Origin of the sequence: Chromobacterium sp. IRSSSOUMB001, assembly GCF_023507765.1 — a bacterium.
Classification (GTDB): Bacteria; Pseudomonadota; Gammaproteobacteria; order Burkholderiales; family Chromobacteriaceae; genus Chromobacterium; species Chromobacterium haemolyticum.
In genome coordinates this window covers 71,839-93,070 of sequence record NZ_JALCYU010000012.1, presented here as the reverse complement: position 1 = coordinate 93,070, position 21,232 = coordinate 71,839, and the positions used below count along the sequence as shown (strand labels likewise).

Below are 21,232 nucleotides of genomic sequence, written 5' to 3'. Positions count from 1 at the left end.
TTTCTTTTGACTGTTGGTCTGCATCATGGACAAGCCGCGGTATCCGATCAGCGAGCGCGAAGTGGAGTTCAGCGCGATGCGCGCGCAAGGCGCGGGTGGGCAAAACGTCAACAAAGTGTCGTCGGCGGTGCATCTGCGCTTCGACGTGCGAGCCTCCTCCCTACCAGAATGGCTGCGGGAGCGGCTGCTGGCCTTGCCGGACCAGCGGCTGAACAAAGACGGGGTGCTGGTGATCAAGGCCCAGCAGTACCGCACTCAGGAATTGAACCGCGCGGACGCGCTGCAGCGCCTGCAAGCCTGGGTCGACGCCGCCAGCCACACCCCCAAGGCGCGCCGCGCCACCAAACCCACTTACGGCTCCAAACAGCGGCGGCTGGCCGGCAAGACGCGGCGCGGCGAAGTCAAGTCTCTGCGCGGCAAGGTGGATCTGTAGTCGGCCGCAATTGCTTCGGCGGAATCTCGGGAATGTATTAGTGTTAATGCTATGGGCATTAATGCTAAGGCAAGGGGACCGCGATGCAAGGCTTGACGATTCGGATGCAGCTGCAGCTGCTGGCTTTCGGGGTAGTGGTATCCTGCCTGCTGATCGGCGCGGTTGGTTACCAAAGTACGGTGCACCTGGTGCGCAGCATCAATGAATTGCTGGACAGCCAGGGCGCGGTGCGGCGACAAATGGATGCCGACATGATGCACGACGCGGTGCATGGCGATGTTCTGGCGCTAATGTTGGCGCAGAAAAACGGCGATCGCGCCGCGCTGACCGAAATCCGCAAGGACGTGGAGGAGCACAGCAAGCGCTTTCTCGGCGCGATGAAGGAAAACCAGGACAAGATCAGCGATCCCGAGGCACGTTCCTTGCTGCAGCAAATTCTGCCGGTGGTGGAACGCTATACCGGAGCGGCGGCCGCCATCGTAGCCGCCGGCTTTGACCAGCCGGAGCAGGCCGCGGCCAAGCTTAAGGACTTCCAGCAGGACTTCGCGCTGCTGGAGGACAAGATGGAAAAACTGGCCGACGCCATCGACAGCGGTTCGCGGCGGCAGAACGACAGCACGGTGGCGCAGGTGGGCGTGGCCGCCGTGATCATCATTGTGGCGGCGCTGGCCGCGGCTTTGCTGATGGCCATGTTGTGCTGGTGGGTGGCGCGATCGGTGCTACCACCTATTGAGCGTTTCAAGGATACGGCGCAACGTATCGAACGCAGCGGCGATTTGTCCATCCGCGCGCAAGTTGGACGGCGCAATGAACTGGGCGCGGCCATCGGTGAATTCAATACTCTGATGGACACCCTCCAGGGCATTGTGGGCAAAGTGGGCCAGACTTCGGGCGCGCTTGGGGATTCGGTCGACGAGATTGCCCAACTCACCCAAGGCGTGGAACAGGCCAGCCGGTTGCAAACCGATTCGGCGCAGTCCATGGCCGGCGCCATTCAGCAACTGGCCGACCATCTGGCCAGTGTTGCGGAGCACGCCGACAGCACTTTGCGCATCGCCGGCGAAGTGGGGCAATGCTCGAGCGAAGGCAGCAAGGCGGTGCAGCAGACCGTGGGCAATATCGGCAACCTGGCCCAAACCATTCATCACAGCGCCAACAGTGTGCAATTGCTGGAAGGCGACATCCGCAAGATAGGCGGCATGGTGGATGCAATCCGCGGTATCGCCGATCAGACCAATCTTTTGGCTTTGAACGCGGCCATCGAAGCCGCGCGTGCAGGCGAGTCCGGCCGCGGCTTCGCCGTGGTGGCGGACGAGGTGCGCGCGTTGGCGGAGCGCACCGCGCAGGCGACGGCGGATATCGTCAATGTCATTTCCCAGTTGCAGGCCACCTCGGAGCAAGTTGTCAGCGGCATGGAAAACGGCGTGGGTCAGGTAGAGCAGGGCGTGGAACTGGTGAAGCAGCTGGGCGGCATGGTTGACCAGATCGGCCGCCAGGCCGGCGTGGCTGAGGAGCGCATCCGCAATATCTCCAGGCTTCTGGATAACCAAAAGGCGGCCGGGGCGCAGATCCTGGCCAACGTCGACGAAGTAACTCAGCACGCCGGCACCACCAGTCGCTCGGTGGGGCAGGTGCAAGACGAGTTGGTGCAACTGCGCGGTCATTTCGGCGAGCTGAGCGAATCCATCCGTCATATGCGGGTGTGAGCGGTTTGGCCGCCGCCGCCTGCGCGGGTAGAATGCGCAGTTTTCGGCACGCGGAAGCGATGTGAGGATACGGTCATGGCCAAGAAGCAAAAACAAGACGAGTTGGACGAGGAAACCCGCGCGCTGCTGGAATGGTGCGCCGAGGTGGAGACTCACCTGGTGGCGGCCGGCGCCACCGTGGCGGAGGCGCAGGAGCATATCGAGGAACAGGCGGAGTGGTACACCGATCAGTACTACGATGGCCTGAGCCCGGAAGAGGCGGCGCGGGCGGCGCTGAAATGAGTAGACGCATCGCCGTCATCGACTTCGAAACCAACGGCGCATCTCCGGGGCGCGATTGCCGCGCCACCGAAATCGGCGTGGCGCTGCTGGAGGACGGCCGCATCGTCGGCCGCTATCAAAGCCTGATCAACGCCGGCGTGTGGATTCCGCCGATGATCGAGCGCCTGACAGGCATCAGCAACGTGATGTTGCGCGACGCGCCGCCGCCGGCGGTAGCGATGGCCGAAGCGGCGCGCTTCGTCGGCGACACGCCGCTGGCTGCTCACAACGCCAGTTTCGACCGCAAGTTTTGGGATTACGAGCTGGCCCAACTGGGTCTGGCGCGCAAGCAGGACTTCGCCTGCACCCTGTTGTTGTCGCGCCGGGTGCTGCCGCAGGCGCCGGACCACAAGCTGGGCACTTTGGCGCGCTGGCTGAGCTTACCGGACACCGGCCGCGCCCACCGGGCGCTGGCCGACGCGGAAATGGCCGCGCAGCTCTTGTGCCATTTGCAGGGCGAGCTCAGCCGCCGCTACGGCGCGCGTCTGGCCGATCACAGCCAATTGTGCGGCATGCAGAAGGTCAGCGCGGCCAAGATAAGTCAGTACCTGCAGGCCCAGGCTGGCTGAGAACCTGTTTACGATCTGCTGCGCATCGTGGAGCGTTACACGGTGAGTACGGCTTCGAAATGCTCATGTACCGTGTGTACACTCCGCTTTCTCAGCCGTTTTCGCCTTGTCTCACCTTAGCTCGCGAGATCGTAAACACGCTCCGAGAACCTGTTTTTGATCTGCCGCGCTTCGCGGTCACGCGACAGAGTGAACACCGCCTTTGAATGCTCATCATGTATCGTTGCCGGCCGCGCCGACCCCAAAAGCGGGCCTGGCCGAGAACCAGTCCAGCGCGCGTTCACGCAGTGCGGCAATGGCCGGCGTCTCCGCCCGCTCGCGCAGGCAGGCCAGCACAATGCGTTGCTCCGGCAGCGGTTCGGCGATGGGACGCAGCGTCAGCGGCCGGCCGTCGTAACTGTGGTCGCCGCTGGGCCGGGTGTAAGCGATGGCCACGCCCAGACCGTGGGCCACCATGCCGCGCTGTAGTTCAAAACTGCGGACCGACTCCAGCCGCGCCGGTCGCAACCCGTGCATGCGCAGCAAGTCCAGAAAGTGCGGGCCGCTGTGCGCCTGTTCGGTCAGCAGCAGCGGCCATTCGCACAGCTCCTTCAACATCACCTTTTCGGTCTGCGCCAGCGGGTGGTCAACCGCCAGCAGCGCGTGGGGCGCCAGCGTGCGCAGTTCGGTCAAGGCCAGCGTGGGCGGCAGCGCCAGATCATAGCTGATGGCGGCGTCCAGCCCGCCCTGAAGCAGCTGTGGACCGATCAGGTCGAACCCGCATTCACGCACCTCCACGCGTAGAGAGGGGTGACGTTCGCGCAGCGCGCGCAACACAGGCGGCAAGCAGTAGGGCGCCAAGTCCTCGAAGCAGCCTAGCGCCAACTCCCCGGCCAGCGCGTCCGCGCCATTGGCCAGCCCCTCGAGCGCCATTGCGGCTTCCACGGTCCGTCGCGCCTGCGCCAAGGCCTGCCTGCCAAACGGCGTCGTCGCCATTCCGGCGCCGCGGGTGCGGACAAACAGCGCTTGTCCCAGGATGTTTTCCAGCTCGCCTACGGCGGCGGACACAGCCGGCTGAGATACGTTCAGCCGTTCGGCCGCCGCGCTGATGCCGCCGTGGCGGGCCACGGCCAGCGCGTAGCGCAATTGGCGCAGGGTCAACTTCATCGCTTTTTCCGAGGAGGATAATCAAAACATATTATTTTATTTTGGCATGGGTTTGCGGCGATAGTGAGGACAAGCGCCCGCAGCGGCGGCGCCCACACGCATTAGAGCCTGTTCAACGTTTCGCGAGCGAGGGCGAGACAAGGCGGGAGCGAGCGAAAATGAGCTTGTACTCGCCGTGCAACGCTTCACGAAGCGCAACAGACTTTGAACCCTGGAAAGAGGAGAACGCCATGCTTGCCTGTCCCGAGATTTCCGCCGCCGACATCGCCGCCTTCCAGCGCGACGGCGCGGTTTGTCTGCGCGGCCTGTTCCGCGATTGGGTCGATGTCATCGCCGCCGGCATCGAGCGCAATTTGCGCGCTCCGGGGCCGTACGCCGGCAATGTGGTGGCCACCGGCGAGCCGGGTTCTTTCTTTGAGGACTATTGCAACTGGCGGCGGATTCCTGAATTCGAGGCGGTGGTCACGGAATCGTCCGCCGCGGCCGGCGCCGCAGCGCTGATGCGTTCGGCCACCGCGCAATTCTTCCATGAGCATGTGCTGGTCAAGGAACCGGGCACGCACAAACCCACGCCTTGGCATCAGGACATCCCGTATTACTTTGTCGACGGCGAACAGACCGTCAGTTTCTGGATTCCAGTGGATCCGGTGGGCGAGGCGACGCTGCGCTTGATCGCCGGTTCGCATCGCTGGGAGGAGTGGGTGCGGCCGCTGCGCTGGAAAGATGAATCCAGTTTTTATCAAGGCGATACGCGCCGATATCGAGACGCGCCGGACCCGGAGCGCGAGCTTGGCATGGAGGTGCTGGAATGGGCTTTGGAGCCTGGCGACGCGGTGCTGTTCGATTTCCGCACTGCGCACGGCGCGCGGGGCAACCCCGGCGGCGGTAGGCGGCGAGCCTTGTCATTGCGCTGGCTGGGCGACGATGCGCGCTACGTCGAGCGTCCCGGCCGCACCTCGCCGCCTTATCCGGATCATGGCATGCGGCCGGGGCAGCGGCTGCGCGAGGATTGGTTTCCGGTGCTCTGGCCGGCGGCTTGAGCAAGAAGCTGTTCAATGCCAAACGGCCCGCCTTGGCGGACGTTTGGCTCAGGCGTCCAGCCCCTGCTGGGCCAGCGCCGCGGCGCGCAGCACTGCGCGCGCCTTGTTTTGGGTTTCCTGCCATTCCATTTCCGGGGAGGAATCGGCGACGATGCCGGCGCCGGCCTGCACGTAGAGCATACGGTTCTTCAACACCGCGGTGCGGATGGCGATGCACAGGTCCATGTCGCCGTTGAAGCCGAGATAGCCGACCGCGCCGCCGTAGATGCCGCGCTTGCTGGGTTCGAACTGATCGATGATTTCCATCGCCCGCACCTTGGGCGCGCCGGACAACGTCCCAGCCGGAAAAGTGGCCTTAAGCACGTCGATATTCGACACTTCCGGACCAACCTTGCCTTCCACGCTGGACACGATGTGCATCACGTGGGAATAGCGTTCGATGGCCATATTGTCGGTAACGCGCACGCTGCCGGTGGCGGCGACGCGGCCCACGTCGTTGCGGCCCAGATCCATCAGCATCACATGCTCGGCGATTTCCTTGGGGTCGGCCAGCAGTTCCGCGGCCAGCGCCTCGTCCTGCTCGCGTGTCTGACCGCGCGGGCGAGTGCCGGCGATAGGACGCACGGTGACGGTGTCTTGCTCGCGGCGTACCAGGATTTCCGGCGAGGCGCCTACCACGTGGAAGTCGTCGAAGTGATAGAGGAACATATAAGGCGACGGGTTCAGGCTGCGCAGCGCGCGGTAAAGGCTGAGCGGGGACTCCGCGAACGGCATCTGCATGCGCTGCGACAAAACCACCTGCATGATGTCGCCGTCCTGAATGTAGCGCTTGCAGGCGGAGACCGCGTCCTTGAAAGCCTGTTCGCCGTATTCGGACGCCGATTGCGTGCTTTGACCGGGCAAGGACAAGGGCGCTTCCAGCGGCTCGCGCAGACGGGCGCGCAGTTGTGCCAGCCGCGCTTCGGCTTTGAGCAGAGCATTGGGCACTTCCGGATCGGCGTAGACGATCAGATAAAGCTTGCCGGACAAGTTGTCCACCACCGCCAACTCCTCGGACACCATCAGCAGCATGTCCGGCGTGCCTATGGTGTCGGGCTTGCTGGTTTCGGCCAGACGTTTTTCGATATGGCGGATGGTGTCGTAGCCGAAATAGCCCACCAAGCCGCCGGTGAAGCGCGGCAGGCCGTGCTGAGGCGGTGTGTGGAAGCGCTGTTGGAACGCTTCAATGAAGGCCAGCGGGTCGCCGCTGTGGCGCTCGATGACCTTGTCGCCGTATTCCACCTGTACCTGTTGGCCGTTGACTCGCAGCCGGGTGGTGGACGGCAGGCCGATGAAGGAGTAGCGACCGAAGCGTTCGCCGCCGACGACGGACTCCAACAGATAGGAGTAGGGTTGGTTGGCCAGCTTCAGATAGACCGACATCGGGGTGTCGAGGTCGGCGAACAACTCCAGGCTGACCGGGATGCGGTTGTAGCCAGCGGCGGCCAGGCGGTTGAATTCTTCATGGGTCATGGCGGGTCCTGCGCTTTTGTGGTCATGGTGAGGTCGAATGCGGCTTGTTAAACAGGCATTGAGCGACGCCATCGGCATCCACGCCGGTATCCTTGCTGATTCATGAATTTGTCATCCGTAAAAGAAGTTATCAGCTGATCAGCTATTCTTCATCAAATCGTATAGTTCGGCAATATTAGCCACTACCAAGTCGGAGCCCAGGCTCGCCGCGTCGGCGTAGCCGTAGCTGACGGCGATGGCGGCGCAGCCGCTATTGCGAGCGGCCCGCACATCGTTGGCGGAGTCGCCCACCATCGCCATCTGCTCCGGCGAGATGCCCAGCACCTGGCAGACATGTTGCAGCGGCAGCGCCGACGGTTTCTTCTCCGCCAGGGTGTCGCCGCCGATGACTAGGCTGAAGTGGTCGCGCAGGCCAAGCTGCTCCAGCAGCGGCAGCGCCAGCCGCTCGGATTTGTTGGTCACCACCGCCAGCGGCAGTTGCAACGCGCGCAGCAGGCCCAAGCCCTCGCTGACGCCCGGGTAGATAGTGGTGCGGTCGCTCAGGTGTTCGCGGTAGTACTGGATGAAGAAGACATAGCCGCGCTCCCACAGCGCCGGGTCTGCCTGGCCGTCGCGTTCATTGGTCAGCGCGCGGTGAACCAGGCTGGCGATGCCGTCGCCAACATGTTCCTGAATGCGCAGAGCCGGCAGCGGCGGCAGGTCCAGGTGTTCGCGCATGGCGTTGGCGGCGGCGGCCAAATCGGGAATGGAGTCGACCAGGGTGCCGTCCAGATCGAAGGCGACGGCTTTGATGTATTTCAGGTTCATATGCGTTTCAGTGCGGCGGCCTTGGCCGCTGTTTGGTGCTTGCCGCGCGCGGCAGATTGTGAACAGGTTTCAGCCCAGGTTGCGGATGTCCACCACGGTTTGCAGGCCAAAGGCCGGCGACAGCAGATGGTCGACGATGCGGCGCGCGGCGGCGGCCGGGGTGCTGAGTTCGCCGTCCGCTTTCAGCGCGTCGAAACGCGCTTTTTGCGGAAATTGTTTGGCGTCGCTGCCGCGGATATTGGCCTGCATCTCGGTGTCCACCACGCCGGGATAGAGAGCTACGATTTGCGCGGCCTTGTCCTGGCCGGCCTGCTCAGCGGCCACGCTGCGGCTGAAGTGGTCCAGCCCGGCCTTGGTTGTGCAATACACGCTCCAGCCCGGATAGGGCTTGGCGGCGGCGCCGGAGGAAATGTTGAGGATGCGGCGGCGAGCTTTAAGGCTGGCGCTGGCGCGCAGCAGCGCGTCGGTGGCCAGCATCGGCGCCGCCAGGTTGATCGCCAAGGCGCGTACCACGTCCTCGGCCGGGTAATGGCCGGCTTGGGCAATGGGGGTGACCACGCCGGCGTTGTTGATCAGGTTGAGGCTGGCGCAATCGGCCGGTTTCAGTTGTTCCACCGCGGCGGCGATGGCCGGGGCCACCGCGGCGGCGTCGGAGAGGTCGACGTCTAGGGCGATCAGGCGTTCCGGATAGCGGCGCGCCAGCGGGGCCAGCGCGTCCACGGCGCCGCGCGCCAGGCCGGCGACGCGGTAGCCGTCGGCAAGCAGGGCTTCGGTCAACGCCAAGCCTAGGCCGCGGGAGGCGCCGGTCACGATGAAGGCATGCATATTCTGTGCTCCTGGGAAGGGGGCTGGCGTCAGCGGAGCTGGGCCAGCTCGGCGCGCATTGCGTCGATCACGGTTTTATAGTTGTCCTGGCCGTAGATGGCGGAGCCGGCGACGAAGGTGTCGGCGCCGGCCTCGGCCACCGCGCGGATATTGTCGGCCTTGATGCCGCCGTCCACTTCCAGCCAGACTTCGCCGCCGTGCTTGGCGGTGTATTCATCAATGCGGCGGCGCGCCTCGCGCACCTTGTCCAGCGCGTGCGGGATGAATTTCTGCCCGCCGAAGCCCGGGTTCACCGACATGATCAACACCATGTCTATCTTATCCATCACGTGATCCAAATAGGACAGCGAGGTGGCCGGGTTGAATACCAGGCCGGCTTTGCAGCCCGCGTCCTTGATCAGGCCCAGCGTGCGGTCCACGTGCTCGGAGGCTTCCGGGTGGAAGGTGATGATGTCCGCGCCGGCTTTGGCGAAGGCGGCGGCCAGGCTGTCCACCGGCTTCACCATCAGATGGACGTCGATGGGCGCGGCGCTGTGCGGGCGGATGGCTTCGCACACCATAGGCCCTATGGTCAGGTTGGGCACGTAGTGGTTATCCATCACATCGAAATGGATGATGTCTGCGCCGGCGGCGATGACATCGCGAACCTCTTGACCAAGACAGGAAAAATCGGCGGAAAGAATGCTGGGAGCGATACGGAAAGTGCGCATAGGGCGTTGCTTTGGGCAAGGATGAACACGGGATGGCCACATTCTACCGCGCCAAAAGCGTCCCGGCGGGATAAAATGAAGCACAAACAACAAAAGGAGCGCTGAACATGGCGGAAAAAACCTACCGTGTCGAAGTGGAAGCCGAACCGCATTACATCGAAGAACAGTCCAATATGGCCAACGACATCTATGTGTTCGGCTATCGCATCCGCATCACCAACACCGGCAGCGAACCGGCGCAACTGGTCAGCCGCCACTGGATCATCGCCGACGCCAACGAGCAGGTGCAGGAAGTGCGGGGCATGGGCGTGGTGGGAGAGCAGCCGCGCATCGAGCCGGGGCAGTCTTTCGACTATTCCAGCGCCACCCATCTGAAAACGCCCTACGGCTCAATGAAGGGCAGCTATCAGTTCCTGGCCGACGACGGCAAGCGTTTCGAGGCCGAAATCCCCGAGATGAATCTGGTGGCGCCGCGCGTGCTGCATTGATGGCCCGTTCAATGTCCGCTGCGCGTTGGCGACGCGGCGTTGAATCCGGCGCCGGCATGCTCATGCGTTGCTTGACCATGCCGTTTCCGTCAGCCTCAACGCTTTGCCTCGCTCCATCTCGCTAGACTTTCGAACAGGCGCCGGGACTTCACAAAGCCGGCGGCGTTATTTTTCCCTTGGCCAGGTCCACCACACGATGAAGGTGGCCAATCCGCCGGCAATCGCCGCTTCCAGCAATAATATCCACATGTCCGCGCCCCCTGGCGAGCGTTGATGATGTTTGCAAAACTGCTCAACTCTCACTTTGGAACAGCTTGACCCAACAGGCAATCCCGAATATGCGTTTTACTCATTCCGGCCCGGCGCCTAGCCGCCGAAACGATGTCGCCACCCTCAAAACGCTTTTGCCCTATTTGTGGGTGTTCAAGTGGCGGGTGCTGCTGGCGCTATCCTGTATGGTGCTGGCCAAGGTGGCCGCGGTCAGCGTGCCCTTGTACCTGAAGGACATCGTTGATCAACTCTCTGTGCCGGCCACCCTCTTGGCGTTGCCGGTGTTGGCTCTGACCGGCTATGGTTGCGCCCGCTTGTTGTCCAGCGTGCTGGGGGAACTGCGCGACGCGGTGTTCGCGAGGGTGATACAGGGCGCGGTGCGCAGCGTGGCCGGCGGTGTGTTTCAGCATCTGCTGCGGTTGTCGTTGAGGTTTCATCTGGAGCGCCAGACCGGCGGCATGAGCCGCGACATCGAGCGCGGCACCAAGGGCATAGGCTTTCTGCTCAATTTCACCGTGTTCAATATTCTGCCCACGCTGCTGGAAATCGGCATGGTTACCGCCATTCTGCTGCATCGCTACGCTTGGCCGTTCGCGTTGGTGACCTTAGGCACCATTGCCGTCTACATCGCGTTCACTCTGGTGGTGACAGAGTGGCGCACCGTTTACCGTCGCAGCATGAACGATCTGGATTCCAAGGCCAACGCCAAGGCGATAGACGCGTTGCTGAATTACGAGACGGTCAAATATTTCAACAACGAGGGCTATGAGGCGGAGCGCTACGATAAGAACCTGGCGGCCTGGGAGGCTTCCGCGATCAAGAATCAGGTGTCTCTGTCCATGCTCAACGCCGGCCAGGGCCTGATCATCGCCAGCGGCGTCACTTTGATCATGGTGTTGTCCGCGCGCGAGGTCGTGGCTGGGCGGATGACGGTGGGGGACGTGGTATTGGTGGCCACGTTCATTACCCAGTTGTACGCGCCCTTGAACTTCCTGGGTTTTGTCTATCGCGAGATTAAGCATTCGCTGGCCGACATCGAGCGCATGTTCTCGCTGTTGAACGCCAATGAGGAAGTGGCGGACGCGCCGGGGGCTGCGGTCTTGGCCGCGCGGGCGGCCGGAGTGCGCTTCGAGCAGGTGGGGTTCGCTTATGAGAGCAAGCGCCGGATTCTAAGCGAAGTCAGCTTCGATATTCCGGCCGGCAAGACGCTGGCGGTGGTCGGCGCCAGCGGCGCCGGCAAATCCACGCTGTCGCGCTTGCTGTTCCGCTATTACGACGTTGGGCAGGGGCGGATTATGGTCAATGGCCGCGACATCCGAGAGCTGACTCAGGATAGCCTGCGCGCCCATATTGGCATCGTGCCGCAGGATACCGTGCTGTTCAACGACACGGTGTATTACAACATCGCTTACGGCCGGCCGGGAGCTAGTCGCGAGGAGGTGATCGAGGCGGCTAAGTCCGCGCACATTCACGACTTTGTCAGCGGCCTGCCGGATGGTTACGACACGATGGTGGGCGAGAGAGGGCTGAAGCTGTCAGGTGGGGAAAAGCAAAGGGTGGCGATTGCGCGCACTATTCTGAAGAACCCGCCCATCCTTATCTTCGACGAGGCCACCAGCGCGTTGGATTCGCGCACCGAGAAGGCGATCCAGCGCGAACTGGTGGAGATCTCAGCCAACCGCACCACGCTGATCATCGCCCACCGGCTGTCCACCATCGTCGACGCCGACCAGATCCTGGTGATGGAGGCCGGGCGCGTGTTGGAGCAGGGCGCGCACCGCGAACTGCTGGAGCGTGGCGGCCGCTACGCCGAGATGTGGCGCTTGCAGCAGACGGAGCAGCTGGCGGCCGGCGACGCCTGAAAGGCGTCGCTTTAAGCTTGGCGGCGGCCGGCGGCTTTCAATTCGCTCATCGCCGCCAGCACCTCGTCGGCCAGCGCCAGCATGCGTTGGCAGTCGGCCGCTTGCGGCAGGGAGGAGAAGTCCAGCGTGGGGGCCAGCGCCTGCAAGGCGCGGCGGGCGCTGGCGGCCACGTCGGCGGCCAGATTGAAGTCGCCGGGAGACAGCACCCGGCCGTTGCGGACTTTCTTGTAGTATACGGCCGCCATCTGCGCGTATTGCGTCGCGGTTTGCTGCGCGGCCAGGCTGGGGCCCAGCGCTTCCAGCAGCGCCATGATTTCGCGGCAGGCCTGTTCCGCGGCGTTCCAGCGCTTGTCCTGCTGCTGGCGTTGCTGCGCCTGGGGCTTGGTCGCGGCTTTCTTGCTGGCCATCTTGGGCTCCTGGGGAAATAGACAGAGCGCCGCATTCTAGCCATCCCGGCCGCGGCGCGCCACCGTCGCGCTATTCGTGCAGGTGGAAGCCGAGCAGGGCGTCGTCTTCGCTGGGCAGCGATAGTTCGACGAAATCGTTTAGGCAGAACAGGGTCAGTTTACCGCCGTAGACCGCGCCGGTGTCCAGGTTCAGTACATTGTCGAAGCGGGTGGCGCTGGTTTGTGGGGTATGGCCCACCAGCAGCAGGTCAACACCGCGCACGACACCGCCACGGCTGTTGCGCGCGCGTTCCCGAGACCATAGCGTGACGTTGCGGCTGGACTCCGGCAGGGTGCCGTTCGCGAGGCCGGAGGCCAGTGCCTCCCAGTCGTTGTCCGGGCAGTCGGCGTGCAGCACGCCGATCTTGCCGCCGTCCGCGTCGGCGACTTCAATGGCGTATGGCAGGCGCTGAAAAGCAGTCAGGCAGGCTTGCCGCTGAGGGGCCGGCAGCGTCAGCAACCAGGAGCCTCCATTGTTCACATGACGGACTTCGGCTTGCTTGTCCCCCAGCAGCGAGTCAATCGCCAGTTGCTCGTGATTGCCGCGCACTGCATAGAACCAGGGTTGCGCCAGCCACTCCAGCACCGCTGCGCTGTCGGCGCCGCGATCTATCATGTCGCCAACCGACAGCAGGCGATCGCATTCGGGATTGAAGGCGGCCATTTTCAGCAAGCGCGACAATTGGCGGAAGCATCCGTGAATGTCGCCAACCGCCCAGTCTCGGCCTTGGGTATTGCTTTGCAGCTTCAGAATCATGCTTGAACTCGGGGGTGGGGTGCGTTTATTTTGCGCCATGCCCATGGTTTTGTCATTGAGTTGATAGTTTCAAAGCTAGAATTGTTTTGATTTGACTATCAATGGCTTACCGAGTTCGGCGCCGTCTGGGCTAGCCGGTTAGCCATTCCTGGCAAAATTGCCGGCGGAAGTCGCGCAACCATTGCAGCCGCAGTTCTGCCATTTTTCTGCCGGCTTCTGTTTGCATCATGGCCGGCAATTTGGCGAGTTTGACCTCGATGTGATCCAGCGCCCAGCGGCGGTCGTCCAGTTCGCGGGCCTCGCCAAGCGGGTCCAGCGGGTGGGCCAGCGCGGAGTCCATGCGCCCGGCGGTATAGAACAGCCGCGCCAAGCCGACGGCGCCCAGCGCGTCCATGCGGTCGGCGTCCTGCACGATGCGGGCCTCCAGGCTTTGCGGCGGTATGGCGGCGCTGAAACTGTGCGCCTCGATGGCGTGGGCGACACCGTCCAGCCGGTCCGCCGGAAAATCGCTGGCGGCCAGCAGCGCGCGGGCGCGCGCGGCGGCCTGGCGCGAGGCCAGGTGGCGCTCTGGGTGGTTCTTCGGCAAGTTGACCAGATCGTGCAGATAGCAGGCGGCCAGCACGGTCAGCGCGTCAGCGGCGGGGTGGGCGTCCAGCAACTGTCGGGCGCAGGCCCAGACACGGTGAAAATGGTTCAGGTCGTGGGCGCCGTCGTCGTCGCCCGGCTGTTGTTGCAGCAGGTCGATCAGGCGGGCGCGCCAGACGTCGATAGTCGCATTGGGGAGGATGGCGTTCATGGCGGCGGCAAGGATTGGGGCAGGGGATTACAGCCCCAATCCGCGTTGTCGTCAAGCTGGCCATTTAGAGCGGCTAACAAAAATCAGTTTTACGGCTGAGGCAAGGCGCGCCGACGCAGGCAGTACTTGAGTACGGCAAGTCGGCGCAACGCAGCATCAGGGGTTTGTTAGCCGCTCTTGGCAGGTGCTTAGCCTGCGTTCATCTCGCAGTAGCGCGCGGCGATAGCGGAGGCCAGGCGGGCGTTGTTCAGCACCAACTGGATGTTGGCGGCCAGGCTGTTGCCGCCGGTCAGCTCGCAGACGCGGGCCAGCAGGAAGGGGGTGGACTCCTTGCCGGCTACCCCTTGCTCCTCGGCTTCGCGCAAGGCCTGCTCGATGGCGGCGTCTATCTTGTCGCGCGGCATCGCGTACTGCTCCGGAATCGGGTTGGCCACCACCATGCCGCCGCGCAGCTCCAGGCTCCACTTGGCCTGCATTGCGGCGGCGATGTCGGCGGCTTCATCCAGACGGTGATCCAGTTTGAAGGCGCTGTCGCGGGTGAAGAAGGCTGGGAGGTGGTCGCAGCGGTGGCCGATGACCGGCACGCCGTGGGTTTCCAGGTATTCCAGCGTCAGGCCCAGGTCCAGGATGGACTTGGCGCCGGCGCAGACCACGGCTACCGGGGTTTGCGCCAGTTCCTGAAGGTCGGCGGAAACGTCGAAGCTGCGTTCGGCGCCGCGGTGCACGCCGCCGATGCCGCCGGTTGCGAACACGCGGATGCCGGCCATCGCGGCGATGATCATGGTGGAGGCTACCGTGGTGGCGCCGCTGCGCTTGCCGGCGACGATGAAGGGCAGGTCGCGGCGGCTGACCTTGGCGATGTCGCGGCCGCCCTTGCCCAGGTATTCGATCTCCTGCGCGCTCAGGCCCGCTTTCAAGCGGCCGTCGATGATGGCGATAGTGGCCGGCACCGCGCCGTGGGCGCGGATTTCCGCTTCCACTTGCAGCGCGGTTTCCACGTTCTGCGGATAGGGCATGCCGTGGGAAATGATGGTGGATTCCAGGGCCACTACCGGGCGGTTGGCGGCCAGTGCCGCGGCTACTTCGGGGTGGATATCGAGATGGGCGTTGTGCATTGCGTGCTCCTTGTTGATGACGAGATCAGGCGTTCAGATAGGCATCCACTGCCGCGCGCGACAGAGAAGGGTTGTTGGTGGCGGCGCAGGACAGTGTCAGCGCGGCGCAGCCGCGGGCAAAGCGCACGCTGTCCGCCAGCGACAATTCATTGAGCCAGCCCCAGACCAGGCCGGCCATCAGCGCGTCGCCGGAGCCGGTGGTGTTGACGATGGCGCAGTCCGGCGCGTCCAGCCAGCCGTCGCCGGCTTCGCCGCTGTAATAGATGCCGGCGCCGGCCATGCTCAGCACCACGCGGCGTACGCCTTGGCCATGGAACCAGCGCGCCGCATCCGGCGCGTGTTCCGCCCGCTCCAGCGGCAGGCCGGACAGGGCGGCGGCTTCCAGGCGATTGGGTTTGAGCGTATGTATGCGGGACAGCCAGGGTCGAATGCGTTCCGCCTTGAAGGCGGATACCGGGTCGACAAATAGCGGCTTCTCGCCGCTTTCGGCTATCAGCCAGGCGAGCGCGTCTGCGCTCAGATTGGTGTCCGCCACCACCGCGCCCGCATGGCGCACCAGATCGCGCTGCGCTTGCAGGCGTTCCGGTGTCAGCCGGTTGAGGATGTCCATATCGTTGATGGCCAGCGCCATGTCGCCGTCGGCCTGCTGGATGGACAGATAGGTGGAAGTGGCCGCGTCCGGCAGCGTCAGACAGCCGCGGACGTCGACGCCGGCGCGCTGGGTGGCTTCTAACAGCGAGCGGCCGTGGATATCGTCGCCCACCACCGAAACTAGCCGGCAGTCGGCGCCCAAGCGCGCCAGATTTTCCGCTACGTTGCGAGCCACGCCTCCGGGCGAACAGCGTACCTGGCCGGGATTGGAGTCGCCGTGGCGCAGCGCGGCGGCGGTGCTGCCGACAATGTCCATATTGGCGCCGCCGACGGCGGCGACATAGCGCTGCTCGGCCAGGATGTAACCCTTGCCGCGGATGTGACCCTTCTGCGCCAGGTTCATGATATGCCCAGCCACTGCCGAGCGGCTGATGCCCAGCTGATCCGCCAGCTCCTGCTGCGGAATCAGCGGATCGCGGCGCAGCAGGGCGAGGATTTGTTGTTCCCGCTCTGTCATCAAACATTTGTCCGTTTTGCAAACATTTGTTTGATGTTACTGCTTTGGCATGTCGCGGGTCAAGGGCGGCGCATTTCTCATGGAGATAGTCGCGGGCAGATGAGACAGTGATCACGCCGGACGCGCTGAGGCAGCATGGCTACCGGCTGTTCTTCATTCACTTGCATGAGCGGCGAGTCATCGCGGAACGCCAGTGAAACGCTTGGATGGATGAGCGGGAAATCGATCAGGTATAGGCTGTACAAGCGCATGGATGGGGGAGAATGAGGGTAGCGATGGTTGTGCGCGGAAATGGCGAGGCGTGCTCGGCGCTGTAGTGTATTGGATACAAAAGACTAAATTCTGCGATGACAGCCTGAGGCAATGCGTCTAGACTATAGCCATGCGCATTGTGCGTGTTTCAAAGGGAGGCAAAGTATGGATGGATTGAGTCAGATCAGCGGGCAAGGCGTATCCAACAGCCTCCAGATCTACGCATTGAAAAAAGCCATGTCGGCGTCGGCGCAGTCGGCTTTGAGCCTGGTGCAGGGCGCGTCCGATAATATGGCGCAGGCCCAGGCCAGCAATCCCGCCCATCTGGGGCAGAACATCGATACCCGCGCCTGATCCGGCGCGGGAACTGAAAAAGCGGCCTTGGCCGCTTTTTTTATTACGGATTGTGGGCGTTCAAGCGCTGAGCGCCTGATCCCAATCCTCGGGGAATTGGCGTTCCAGCCAGTTTGCCAGCCATTCGGCCACGCTCTCCCAGCGGGTGTCCAGCATCATCATGTGACCAAGATGGGGCAGGATGTCCGCCGCCACGTCCAGGCGGCGCGCGGTGGCCACCACGTCCTCAGGCCCCACCAGCCGGTCTTCCGCCGCGCCCAGCACCAGCGCCGGCAGCCTCGTCAGCGGCCGGTTGGTCAGCGGGTTGACCAGGGTCATGTCCATTAATGCGCGCTGACTTTCCTGTTGGCAACGGCTGATCAGCAGCTCCACGGCCGATTCGGGCGCGTCCGGCGATAGCAGCATGTCTTTCAGTTCGATGAACTCCGGGTCGTACAGGCCGTGCTGGTACATATTGAGCTTGAGAAACAGGGCGGGCGCCTGCGTCAGCAGCCTCAGGCTGGAAGAGGCCAGGCCAGTGGGCGGCACCGAGGCCAGCAAGGCCGCGCCCGGAAGCTTGTGGCGGCTCAGATATTGCTGCACCACATAGCCGCCCATGGAGTGGCCCACCATCACCGGCGCGGCCGGCAATTGTTTGAGCGCGAAGTCCAGATTGCGCACATAGTCGTCGATGCCGATGGCGGCCAGGTAGTCCCGGCCCTCGCTGCCGCCGTGGCCTTCCAGGCTTAGCGCCCAGCAATCGTAACCTTGCCGGGCGAACCAGGGCATGAAGTTTTCCCGCCAGCACCAGGCGCCGCAGAAGGCGCCGTGAATGAACAACAACGGCGGCGCATGGCGCGCCGCCGTTGTGGCCGGGGCTTGATGGAGCAGCTCCAGGCGGGGGTGCATCACAGTACTTCTGCTGCGTGGTCGGCCAGCCGCGAGCGCTCGCCGCGTTGCAGCGTGATATGGCCGGAATGACCCCAGCCCTTGAAGCGGTCCACCACATAAGTCAGGCCGGAGCTGCCCTCGGTCAGGTAGGGGGTGTCGATCTGAGAGATATTGCCCAGGCAGACCACCTTGGTGCCGGGGCCGGCGCGGGTGATCAGCGTCTTCATTTGCTTGGGCGTCAGGTTCTGAGCCTCGTCTATGATCAGGTATTTGTTGAGGAAGGTGCGGCCGCGCATGAAGTTCAGCGATTTGACCTTGATGCGGGAGCGAATCAGATCGCGCGTCGCGGCGCGGCCCCAGTCGCCGCCGTCGTCATCGCTCTTGTTGAGCACGTCCAGATTGTCCTCCAGCGCCCCCATCCACGGCGCCATTTTCTCCTCTTCGGTGCCCGGCAGGAAGCCGATGTCCTCGCCCACCGGCACGGTGACCCGGGTCATGATGATTTCGGAGTACAGCTTCTGTTCCAGCGTCATCGCCAAGCCGGCGGCCAGCGTCAGCAGCGTCTTGCCGGTACCGGCCTGACCCAGCAGCGTGATGAAGTCCACCTCAGGATCCATCAGCAGATTGAGAGCGAAGTTCTGCTCGCGATTGCGCGCGGTGATGCCCCAGACATTGTTTTTGTGGTGGCTGTAGTCCTTCAGCGTCTGCAGCACCGCGGTCTTGCCTTCCACCTGGGTCACTCGCGCCTGCAGCGGCTGGGCGCCTTCCTGCCACAGCATCTGGTTGACGTAGAGATTCTGGCCGTCCGGGCCTTTGACCTGGTAGTAGCTGCGGCCCTGTTCCTGCCAGGATTTCATGTCCTTGCCGTTGCGCTCCCAGAAGCTCTCGTCGATTTCCCGGGTGCCGGTGTACAGCAGGTCGGTGTCTTCCAGCACCTTGTCGTTGAAATAGTCTTCCGCGTCCAAGCCTAGCGCGCGGGCCTTGATGCGCATATTGATGTCTTTGGATACCAGGATTACCGAGCGGCCCTGCTGCAGTTCCTTCAGCGCCATCACGATGCCGAGGATCTGATTGTCGGCCTTGCCCACCGGCAGCGACGGCGGTAGCACGCTGTGTATCGCCTGAGTCTGCAGGATCAGCTTGCCGGTGGCGGCGTCGCGGCTGGCGTTCTTCAGCGGAATGCCGGATTCGATTTTGGCTTCGGCGCCGCTGACGATCTCATCGAGGAAACGGCTGGCCTGGCGCGCGTTGCGCGCCACTTCGGACATGCCCTTCTTGTGGGTGTCCAATTCTTCCAGCGTGATGATGGGGATGAACACATCGTGTTCTTCGAAACGATACAAGCAGGTGGGGTCGTGCAGCAGCACGTTGGTGTCGAGAACAAACAGCTTGCTGGCGCTGATTTTTTTGCGGCTGGCCATAATGATCCCCTGGTTTTATCGCGGGGCGGCCCGGAAGCCGGCCGCCCGACGCGGTTTTTAGAGTGTCTTGACGAAGTCCAGCACCGCCGCGGCGTGGCCGGGTACCTTGACGCCGCGCCATTCGCGCGCGATGTCGCCGTTCCCGTCAATCACGAAGGTGCTGCGTTCAATGCCTCTGACTTGTTTGCCATACATATTCTTCATCTTGATGACGCCAAACAAATTGCAGACGGTCTCCTCTGTGTCGGACAGCAGTTCAAACGGCAGCTCCAGCTTGGCCTTGAAATTTTCATGGGATTTCAGACTGTCGCGGGAAATGCCGACGATGGCGGCCCCGGCGGCGGCGAATTCGGCATGGAGGTCGCGGAAGTCCATGCTTTCATTGGTGCAACCGGGGGTGTTGTCTTTGGGGTAGAAGTAGATCACCAGCGGCTTGGGGCTGGAGGACAACTGAAACGTGACGCCGGCGGTGCCGGGCAGGGTGAAGTCGGGGCAAGCAGTGCCGGACATGCAGTAACTCCTGTGGTGGAACTGGGTGGTGCGTCCGCCTTGTTTTGAGATTAGCGGATTCCCGCCCGGTTAGACAATGGGAATGGGTAACGAAATTTTCACGGCGCGTGTTCGCGCCGCAGCAGCACCAGAAGCGCGCCGGCGCCGCCCATGGTTTCGCCGGCCTCGCAGAAGGCCAGCACATCGGGGTGGTGCTTGAGCCAGGCGCGCACCATGCGTTTGAGCACTGGCTGGCCGTTGGAGCCGAAGCCCTTGCCGTGTATCACCCGCACACAGGGACCATGTCGGCGCGCCTGGTGCAGGAACAATGCCAGCGCGTCCTGTGCCTGATAGCGGTCGCAGCCGTGCAAGTCGAGCTGACGCGTCACCGGCCAGAAACCGGCGCGCAGCTTCTTCAGCGTGGCTGAAGGCATGCCGGGTCGGGCGAAATGGGCGTCGACCTCGGCGGGTTCGAACCAGCCCACCATGTGCTGCAGCAAGGCCTGCTGCACTGCTTCCGACGCTTGGCCGTGCTGATGGCGGCGGCGCGGATGCGGGCTGGGCTTGGGGCGGGGGCTGGCGTGACGGCCATCCGGCTTCATGGGCTTGACGTCGCGAAACAGCTGGCGGAAATCCGGCTCCGGTTCGGCCTGAGGCGCGGCGGAAACGGAAACGCCAGCAGGCGCGCGGGAGTCGCGCACCTGCTGGCGCAGGCCTTGCAAGGCTTTCTTGAAGGCTTTCAAGCGTTTACTTCAGGCTGTCCAGATAGCGTTCCGCGTCCAGGGCGGCCTGGCAGCCGGAGGCCGCGCTGGTCACCGCCTGGCGGTAAATATGGTCCTGCACGTCGCCGGCGGCGAATACGCCCGCCACGCTGGTGGCGGTGGCGTTGCCTTCGCGGCCGCTCTTGGTGATCAGGTAGCCGGTGGCGTCCATTTCCAGCTGGCCTTTGAAGATTTCGGTGTTGGGTTGGTGGCCGATGGCGACAAACAAGCCCATCACCTTGATTTCTTCAGTGGCGCCGTCCTGCATCGATTTCAGGCGCAGGCCGGTGACGCCGGAGTCGTCGCCCAGCACTTCGTCCAGAGTGGCGTTCAGCTTCAGGCTGATCTTGCCTTCCTTGACGCGGTCCATCAGTTTGTCGATCAGGATTTTCTCTGCGCGGAAGGTGTCGCGGCGGTGGATCAGGGTGACGTGTTTGGCGATATTGGCCAGGTACAGCGCCTCTTCCACGGCGGTGTTGCCGCCGCCGATCACCGCCACGTCCTGGTTGCGGTAGAAGAAACCGTCGCAGGTGGCGCAGGCGGACACGCCCTTGCCCTTGAAGGCTTCTTCGGACGCCAGGCCCAGGTATTTGGCCGAAGCGCCGGTGGAGATGATCAGCGCGTCGCAAGTGTATTCGCCGGCATCGCCCACCAAACGGATCGGTTTTTCGTGCAGATGCGTGGTGTGGATGTGGTCGAACAGGATTTCGGTGCCGAAGCGCTCGGCGTGTTGCTGAAAGCGCTGCATCAGTTCCGGGCCCATCACGCCGGCGGCGTCCGCGGGCCAGTTGTCCACATCGGTGGTGGTCATCAGCTGGCCGCCTTGCGCCAGGCCGGTGATCAGCACCGGCTTCAGGTTGGCGCGCGCCGCGTAAACAGCGGCGGTGTAGCCGGCGGGGCCGGAGCCAAGAATCAGCAGGGGGCTGTGGCGAGTCGTGGTCATGATGTTTTCCTGTGTGAGAAGCGGTAAGAGAGCCGATGGCGACGGTCCGGGGCGGAGTGCTTGGGGCCGAGAACGCGCCGTTCAGTTCTGAAGTATGGAGCCAAGCCGGCGGAATCCAAGCTCCTGACGCCCGCCGGCGTCGGCCGCGCCTGCGCGGCGGCGACCGTTTCGGCTGACAATATACAAGAGCGGCGAGGCAAGGTTAAGGGCCGGCGTGATTGGAATATTCAA

Annotated in this window: 23 protein-coding genes; 8 read left to right on the top strand and 15 right to left on the bottom strand. The window is 63.5% G+C overall.

Going from position 1 to position 21,232, the window contains the following annotated elements; all coding sequences use genetic code 11:
- The first annotated feature begins 25 nt into the window (after nt 1–25).
- From arfB to MOV80_RS16475, 4 genes are all read left to right on the top strand, one after another.
- The gene (gene arfB / locus MOV80_RS16490; protein ID WP_019101379.1) at nt 26–433 is read left to right on the top strand and encodes an alternative ribosome rescue aminoacyl-tRNA hydrolase ArfB; all 408 of its coding nucleotides are present in this window, start codon (nt 26–28) and stop codon (nt 431–433) included.
- Between the two features lie 83 nt (nt 434–516).
- Nucleotides 517–2,139: a methyl-accepting chemotaxis protein gene (locus MOV80_RS16485; protein ID WP_019101380.1), complete on the top strand. Its 1,623-nt coding sequence runs from the start codon at nt 517–519 to the stop codon at nt 2,137–2,139.
- Between the two features lie 75 nt (nt 2,140–2,214).
- Nucleotides 2,215–2,421: a hypothetical protein gene (locus MOV80_RS16480; protein ID WP_019101381.1), complete on the top strand. Its 207-nt coding sequence runs from the start codon at nt 2,215–2,217 to the stop codon at nt 2,419–2,421.
- Nucleotides 2,418–3,029, top strand: coding sequence for a 3'-5' exonuclease (locus MOV80_RS16475; RefSeq protein ID WP_107732248.1), 612 nt, complete (start codon nt 2,418–2,420; stop codon nt 3,027–3,029). Before MOV80_RS16480 ends, MOV80_RS16475 begins: the two co-directional genes overlap by 4 nt.
- Before the next feature lie 213 nt (nt 3,030–3,242).
- Here the strand turns inward: MOV80_RS16475 and MOV80_RS16470 are convergent, their stop codons facing one another.
- On the bottom strand, nt 3,243–4,175 hold the full coding sequence (locus tag MOV80_RS16470) for a LysR family transcriptional regulator (protein WP_043593597.1): 933 nt from the start codon (nt 4,173–4,175) through the stop codon (nt 3,243–3,245).
- Between the two features lie 230 nt (nt 4,176–4,405).
- On the opposite strand from MOV80_RS16470, the gene MOV80_RS16465 reads away from it, so the two are divergent.
- Entirely contained in the window at nt 4,406–5,215 is an 810-nt protein-coding gene (locus MOV80_RS16465; RefSeq protein ID WP_019101384.1) for a phytanoyl-CoA dioxygenase family protein, read from the top strand.
- Between the two features lie 48 nt (nt 5,216–5,263).
- Here MOV80_RS16465 and trpE read toward each other — a convergent pair whose 3' ends face one another.
- The 4 genes from trpE to rpe form a co-directional block, all read right to left on the bottom strand.
- Nucleotides 5,264–6,727, bottom strand: coding sequence for an anthranilate synthase component I (gene trpE, locus MOV80_RS16460; protein ID WP_019101385.1), 1,464 nt, complete (start codon nt 6,725–6,727; stop codon nt 5,264–5,266).
- Between the two features lie 138 nt (nt 6,728–6,865).
- Entirely contained in the window at nt 6,866–7,534 is a 669-nt protein-coding gene (locus MOV80_RS16455) for a phosphoglycolate phosphatase (protein WP_019101386.1), read from the bottom strand.
- A gap of 69 nt (nt 7,535–7,603) precedes the next feature.
- Nucleotides 7,604–8,359: an SDR family oxidoreductase gene (locus tag MOV80_RS16450; RefSeq protein ID WP_019101387.1), complete on the bottom strand. Its 756-nt coding sequence runs from the start codon at nt 8,357–8,359 to the stop codon at nt 7,604–7,606.
- A gap of 29 nt (nt 8,360–8,388) precedes the next feature.
- Nucleotides 8,389–9,069: a ribulose-phosphate 3-epimerase gene (rpe, locus tag MOV80_RS16445; protein ID WP_019101388.1), complete on the bottom strand. Its 681-nt coding sequence runs from the start codon at nt 9,067–9,069 to the stop codon at nt 8,389–8,391.
- Nucleotides 9,070–9,176: 107 nt separating this feature from the next.
- On the opposite strand from rpe, the gene apaG reads away from it, so the two are divergent.
- Complete coding sequence (apaG, locus tag MOV80_RS16440) at nt 9,177–9,557, top strand: Co2+/Mg2+ efflux protein ApaG (RefSeq protein WP_019101389.1); 381 nt, start codon at nt 9,177–9,179, stop codon at nt 9,555–9,557.
- A 338-nt stretch (nt 9,558–9,895) separates the two neighbouring features.
- Nucleotides 9,896–11,689, top strand: coding sequence for an ABC transporter ATP-binding protein/permease (locus tag MOV80_RS16435; protein ID WP_019101390.1), 1,794 nt, complete (start codon nt 9,896–9,898; stop codon nt 11,687–11,689).
- An 11-nt stretch (nt 11,690–11,700) separates the two neighbouring features.
- Here MOV80_RS16435 and MOV80_RS16430 read toward each other — a convergent pair whose 3' ends face one another.
- From MOV80_RS16430 to MOV80_RS16410, 5 genes are all read right to left on the bottom strand, one after another.
- Entirely contained in the window at nt 11,701–12,096 is a 396-nt protein-coding gene (locus MOV80_RS16430; RefSeq protein ID WP_019101391.1) for a hypothetical protein, read from the bottom strand.
- 70 nt (nt 12,097–12,166) lie between these two features.
- A complete protein-coding gene (locus tag MOV80_RS16425; RefSeq protein ID WP_161523625.1) occupies nt 12,167–12,892 on the bottom strand; it encodes a metallophosphoesterase in 726 nt (241 codons plus the stop codon).
- Between the two features lie 130 nt (nt 12,893–13,022).
- On the bottom strand, nt 13,023–13,688 hold the full coding sequence (locus MOV80_RS16420; protein WP_043641807.1) for an HD domain-containing protein: 666 nt from the start codon (nt 13,686–13,688) through the stop codon (nt 13,023–13,025).
- 188 nt (nt 13,689–13,876) lie between these two features.
- Entirely contained in the window at nt 13,877–14,803 is a 927-nt protein-coding gene (locus tag MOV80_RS16415) for a pseudouridine-5'-phosphate glycosidase (RefSeq protein WP_107732253.1), read from the bottom strand.
- A 25-nt stretch (nt 14,804–14,828) separates the two neighbouring features.
- Entirely contained in the window at nt 14,829–15,911 is a 1,083-nt protein-coding gene (locus tag MOV80_RS16410; protein ID WP_107732254.1) for a PfkB family carbohydrate kinase, read from the bottom strand.
- 417 nt (nt 15,912–16,328) lie between these two features.
- On the opposite strand from MOV80_RS16410, the gene MOV80_RS16405 reads away from it, so the two are divergent.
- Nucleotides 16,329–16,517, top strand: a complete 189-nt coding sequence (locus tag MOV80_RS16405) for a putative motility protein (RefSeq protein ID WP_043641810.1) — start codon at nt 16,329–16,331, stop codon at nt 16,515–16,517.
- 60 nt (nt 16,518–16,577) lie between these two features.
- Here MOV80_RS16405 and MOV80_RS16400 read toward each other — a convergent pair whose 3' ends face one another.
- The 5 genes from MOV80_RS16400 to trxB all read right to left on the bottom strand — a co-directional run bounded on the left by MOV80_RS16400 (nt 16,578) and on the right by trxB (nt 21,001).
- On the bottom strand, nt 16,578–17,405 hold the full coding sequence (locus MOV80_RS16400) for an alpha/beta fold hydrolase (protein WP_232060563.1): 828 nt from the start codon (nt 17,403–17,405) through the stop codon (nt 16,578–16,580).
- Nucleotides 17,405–18,808, bottom strand: a complete 1,404-nt coding sequence (locus MOV80_RS16395; protein ID WP_043593601.1) for a PhoH family protein — start codon at nt 18,806–18,808, stop codon at nt 17,405–17,407. Before MOV80_RS16395 ends, MOV80_RS16400 begins: the two co-directional genes overlap by 1 nt.
- Before the next feature lie 57 nt (nt 18,809–18,865).
- Complete coding sequence (locus MOV80_RS16390) at nt 18,866–19,318, bottom strand: peroxiredoxin (protein ID WP_019101399.1); 453 nt, start codon at nt 19,316–19,318, stop codon at nt 18,866–18,868.
- A gap of 98 nt (nt 19,319–19,416) precedes the next feature.
- Complete coding sequence (locus MOV80_RS16385; RefSeq protein ID WP_043593604.1) at nt 19,417–20,040, bottom strand: Smr/MutS family protein; 624 nt, start codon at nt 20,038–20,040, stop codon at nt 19,417–19,419.
- Between the two features lie 4 nt (nt 20,041–20,044).
- A complete protein-coding gene (gene trxB, locus MOV80_RS16380) occupies nt 20,045–21,001 on the bottom strand; it encodes a thioredoxin-disulfide reductase (protein WP_019101401.1) in 957 nt (318 codons plus the stop codon).
- Nucleotides 21,002–21,232: the final 231 nt, after the last annotated feature.